Origin of the sequence: Allomesorhizobium camelthorni, from assembly GCF_011045125.1 — a bacterium.
GTDB lineage: Bacteria > Pseudomonadota > Alphaproteobacteria > Rhizobiales > Rhizobiaceae > Allomesorhizobium > Allomesorhizobium camelthorni.
This window is the reverse complement of sequence record NZ_JAAKZF010000184.1, coordinates 1-4,508: the sequence shown is the minus strand read 5'-3', so window position 1 is coordinate 4,508 and position 4,508 is coordinate 1. Positions and strand designations below refer to the sequence as shown.

At 58.6% G+C, this 4,508-nt stretch carries 1 protein-coding gene and 3 pseudogenes; 2 read left to right on the top strand and 2 right to left on the bottom strand.

The features are described from left to right. Positions 1 to 78: 78 nt before the first annotated feature. On the bottom strand, positions 79 to 1,671 hold the full coding sequence (locus G6N73_RS34830; RefSeq protein WP_165034412.1) for an ABC transporter substrate-binding protein: 1,593 nt from the start codon (positions 1,669 to 1,671) through the stop codon (positions 79 to 81). Positions 1,672 to 1,968: 297 nt separating this feature from the next. On the opposite strand from G6N73_RS34830, the pseudogene G6N73_RS37770 reads away from it, so the two are divergent. Beyond that, positions 1,969 to 2,256, top strand: a pseudogene (locus G6N73_RS37770) (helix-turn-helix domain-containing protein); the annotation flags it as partial. Beyond that, positions 2,148 to 2,625, top strand: a pseudogene (locus G6N73_RS37765) (transposase family protein); the annotation flags it as partial. The pseudogenes G6N73_RS37770 and G6N73_RS37765, both read left to right, overlap by 109 nt. A 196-nt stretch (positions 2,626 to 2,821) precedes the next feature. Here the strand turns inward: G6N73_RS37765 and G6N73_RS34820 are convergent. Continuing rightward, a pseudogene (locus tag G6N73_RS34820) lies at positions 2,822 to 4,109 on the bottom strand (IS110 family RNA-guided transposase). Positions 4,110 to 4,508 lie beyond the last annotated feature (399 nt).

Genomic DNA, 4,508 nt, shown 5'->3' with positions numbered 1-4,508 from the left:
AAAGACGAAGATCCCGACCATCGCCATGACGGCGATGGCCGAAACGATCCTGCGAAGGATATAGGCGGCCATTGCGCCTCAGGCCTTCTGCATGTTCCACATCGGGACCACCGCCGGCACGCTGATGAGGCCAGTGAGCGTCTTGCGGCGCGCGCTTGGCGAGACAATTTGACCCAACAGAACCTCGGGCACATAGTCCCACCATATCCGCTGCATCTTGCGGGCCAGTGCCTTGCGCTCTTCGAGCGTTTCGACATCCGACCACTTGACCCGAAGAGCCTCATATTCGTCGTTCTGCGGCCAGCCGAACCAACTTTTTTCGCCCATCATAGGCAGGGTGGGATCGGAGATAACAGTGCCGAGAGTCGCTTCAGTTGTACTCGTTATGAAGATGCTCCAGCCGCCGTTCTCAACGGGGCCTTTGTTCGCGCGGCGGGCGACAAGCCCGCCCCAGTCGCTCGGCGCAAGCTCGGCATTCACTCCAATATTCCGCAATGCGGCTGCCAGAAGCTGAGAGGCATTGCTTGCCGCCTCCCAATCCGTGGGTTGCAGGATAACGACTTTCTCGCCTGCATATCCTGCCTCCTTGAACAGTTGCCTGGCCTTTTCCGGGTCGCCGCCCTTTTTGAACCATCCCGTATTTTCGTCATTGGAAACCGGCGTATCGTTTCCAAACATCGAAGTGACGGTGTGGCCGAATCTGGGGTCAGGGGCCGTGACGCGCAAAAATGCCTCCTGATCGATCAGGTGAAGCATCGCTTGGCGTGCCTTCACGTTGTCGAACGGCTTTTGCAGACAGTTCATGCGCACGAACATGTCCTGCCCCAACTCGTCCAGAACCTGAAGTTCCAGATTGGGATCGCTCTCGATCGCCGGCAAAAGATCGCTCGATGTGGCCTCAAGGAAGTCAACCTCACCTGCCTGCAAGGCCGCCAATGAAGTTTGCTGATCGCCGTATAAGCCGATTTCCGCGATGACACGATCGACTTTTACGATCTTCCCGCCGGCCAGTCCGTCGGGCGCCTCGTTGCGTGGTACGTATTTTTCATTGCGGTCGTAGGTGAAGCTCGCGCCCGGCCTGGCAAGAGCGTGATTGAACTTCAGCGGTCCCGATCCGATATTGTCGGTCACCTGCTCTGTTGGAGAAAGACTAGCGTCCTTCTCGCGCATGATGAACGGGCCACCCAGGATGTCGAGCAGGGCGCCCAGCGGCTCCCGGAGCGTGATTGTGAAGGTCTTGTCATCCTTTTTCGAGATGTCCTTGGCCCGCGCCATGAGCAACTGGCCGCCGGGAGCCACTTGGCCCCAGCGACGGATCGAGGCGACACAGTCTGCCGCAGTGACGGAGGTGCCGTCGTGCCAACTTAGGCCATCCCGGAGCTCGAACGTATAGGTCTTCTTGTCGTCGGAAACGCCCCACTTACCCACCATTTGCGGACGCGACACAAATTTGGAATCAAGCCCGAACAGTTGATCATATATCGCGAGGGCATGGGTTTGGGTGCTGTCAGCCGTCGTAACGACGGGATCGAAGATTTGGAAGTCCTCCAGCGCCATGCGGACCGTCCGGTCGGGAGTTGGTGATGTCTGCGCCCGCAGGACAGAAGGAATGGATAAGGCCGTTCCGGCGGCCATGCCCATCTTAATGAGATTGCGTCGAGAGATCGTCATGGTTCCAGTTCCCCTTTTAAGTTAATGACGCGCGCCTTTTTTGCGACTTGTCGACACCACCACCACCGAAGGATTCGCTTGTCGGTTCTAACAACCGCCCGATCGGGTGGCGGAGATTTTCAAAGGCTAGCACCGTGGAGAGGAGAGTTCGCGCCAAAATGCATTGAGTTCTGAAATGCAGGCCCTACAAAGCGGCGTGGTTTGAAATGTCTTTGCCTTCGCCAGCAACCCCGGGGCAGTTCATCTTCGTGTAGGAATGTACGGACTTGCGAGACATCCTTTCTCTTGAGAGCCAAAATGGCGAGAAAGATGAAGACGATGCACAAGTTCAGGCGCGACGTAGACCACAAGCTTCGGGTGCTCAGACACGCTTCAGATCTGCGATGTCGCAAGGCATGCCGATATTTCGGCGTCGGCCGTGCCAGCTTCTATCGCTGGCGAACAGCTTACAGGCAGCGAGGGGTCGCCGGCCTTGAGAACCGCAAGACAGCTCCAAAGAACCCTGCCAATCGAACGGCGCCGGAGATCGTCGAAAAGGTGCTGCACCTGCGCAAAACCTATCATCTCGGGCCGATGCGGATCGTTTGGTACCTGTCCCGCTATCACGCCGTCACAATTTCGCATGCGGGTGTCTATCGGATTCTGAAGCGCCACGGCCTCAGCCGGCTGCCAAGCGGCACGCGCGTCCGAAAGATTCACTCGCAGCGCTATGAGAAGCAGGTGCCAGGCCACCAGATCCAAGTTGATGTCAAGTTCCTGAAATTCGACCGCAAAGACGGGAAATCCATCAAGCGTTATCAGTACACCGCAATCGACGATGCCACACGCATCCGCGCCCTGAAAATCTACGACCGGCACAACCAGGCAAACGCGATTGACTTCATCAACACCGTCATTGCCAGGTTCCCTTTTCGCATCCGCGAGGTGCGTCCTAAGAGCGGAATGAAATTGGAGCAGACGGTCAAAGTCTCTCTATCCGCCAGCATGCGCTCGCTGCGTGACGTTGGTCAAGTCGTCGAAACAGGCGGCTTCCACCGGCAAGGGAAAAGGTCTCGTCCATAGCAAACACAGGGTACGCTCGAAGGCGGCCCTCACCGTCCTCAACACGAGCTTCTGATCCAGGCGGAAGACCCGAACATTATCTACAGGGTCATCGAAGCGATGCCCTCACGGCCCTAGCTGACAGAGGTTCTTCCACCTGGCACCCGCCCCTCGACGAAGGGCCGGTAGTCGGAACCACCTTTGACGACGGCGTGCACGACACGCGCCATCTTGGCGGAAATAGCAGTCATCGCCTTGCGGCGCAGATCGGGATTGTCGCGATCCCTTGCGATGTAGCGTTCGAACTTGTGACGGAAGCCGTTCTCGCGCTGGCGGATGGCGACTTGTCCGGCGATCCACAGGGTGCGGCGCAGCCAAGCATTGCCGAATTTGGAAAGGCGGGTCTGGCCTCGATATTGGCCTGACTGCTGTGTCGAGAGATCCAGTCCGCAGAATTTGAGAAACTGGCGATGATGATGGAAACGGCGAAGGTCTCCGGCCTCGGCAAGGATCGTCAGCGCATTGATCGGCCCGATGCCGGGGATCTGGCGCAGGAGCTGATAATCCTGGCTGTGCCGCAACAGCTCGTCGGCCTGCGCTTCGATCTCATTGCGTTGCCGGATCAGGCTGCGTGCTTCGTCAATGACCATCCGGAACATGCGAATAGCAGGCGCATCGAGCGGCAGCGGCAGCCCGATCGATGAGCGCGCCGTCTCGTAAATATCCATCAGAATCTGTGTCTTGCTGACCTTGCGGCCGACGACATCCCAGGCTGCTGTCACAAACTCCTCCTTCGTCAGCGCCGTGATGCTTGCTGGGGTCGGAAAAGCATCGAGGAAGGCGAAGAACCAGTCGCTACGACTGTTTCCCCGGAAGCGATCGATCTCGGGAAAATACAGCGGCAGGTAATGCGTCAGGATACGGTGCTGGATCTCGGTCTTGGCCGCGGCGATCGCTTCATGCGTCTTCGACAGTTCCTGCACGTCGTTGATGCCGGCGCGCAGCGGATCATGATAGACCTGTGTCGCCTGGATCCTGAGCATGTGCAGGATCACCTGCGCATCCTTGGGATCGTTCTTGTCCCAGCTGTTGTGCAAGGCTTCGCGTGTTCGGGCGAGCGCCAACGACGACACCAGCCGCACCTCAAAGCCCGCCTCAGCCAGGCGCCATGCAATGGGCCGATGATAGTTCCCTGTCGCCTCAAAGGCGCAGACCACAGGTCGGCCGTACGCCTGCAGCACTTCGATCAGATGGTCGTGCTCGGCACGGGTGTTAAGGACCAAAAGGCGACGCCGGCGCTTGTGGCCAGGTGTTTCGATAAGGACTTCATTGCGGACCTTAGCAATGTCGATCGCTACCAGCACCGCGGCGGCGGGTGTAGACTCTAGAGTGGTCATGGTCGGTCTCTCCGGAATGGGTTGTGACATTCACATTCTAGAGAAACTCTGACTGGCCATGGCCGCCTCGACCGGTGCGCGCTTGCAGCGAAAAGCTGCGCGCACCGCTGTCTCGGCTGCCGCCGCTCCTTCATTCCGTAGGTGCTACGGCCCGTGCTACGTGGCCGGCGGCCTGGCCGACTGGACACCTCGATTTACCGTCCTTTTGGCCTAAAACGAGTAGCGATGACCGGGCAGCTTTATGAGTGCGCGTTCGACGGGCAATTTACCGCTGTGCGGGCCGATCAATTCGGCCGGTGGCTGCCGATTTCACCGCTTCTCCTTCACGCAGGCAAACTTCGGCCCTGGTGCCAGACGTAGCGTGTGAGGTTGTAGGCGAGATTGGCCATGCCGATCTTC

Excerpts from the sequence above, each read along its gene's own strand:
- G6N73_RS34830 (WP_165034412.1), bottom strand. The coding sequence starts at position 1,671 with ATGACGATCTCTCGACGCAATCTCATTAAGATGGGCATGGCCGCCGGA.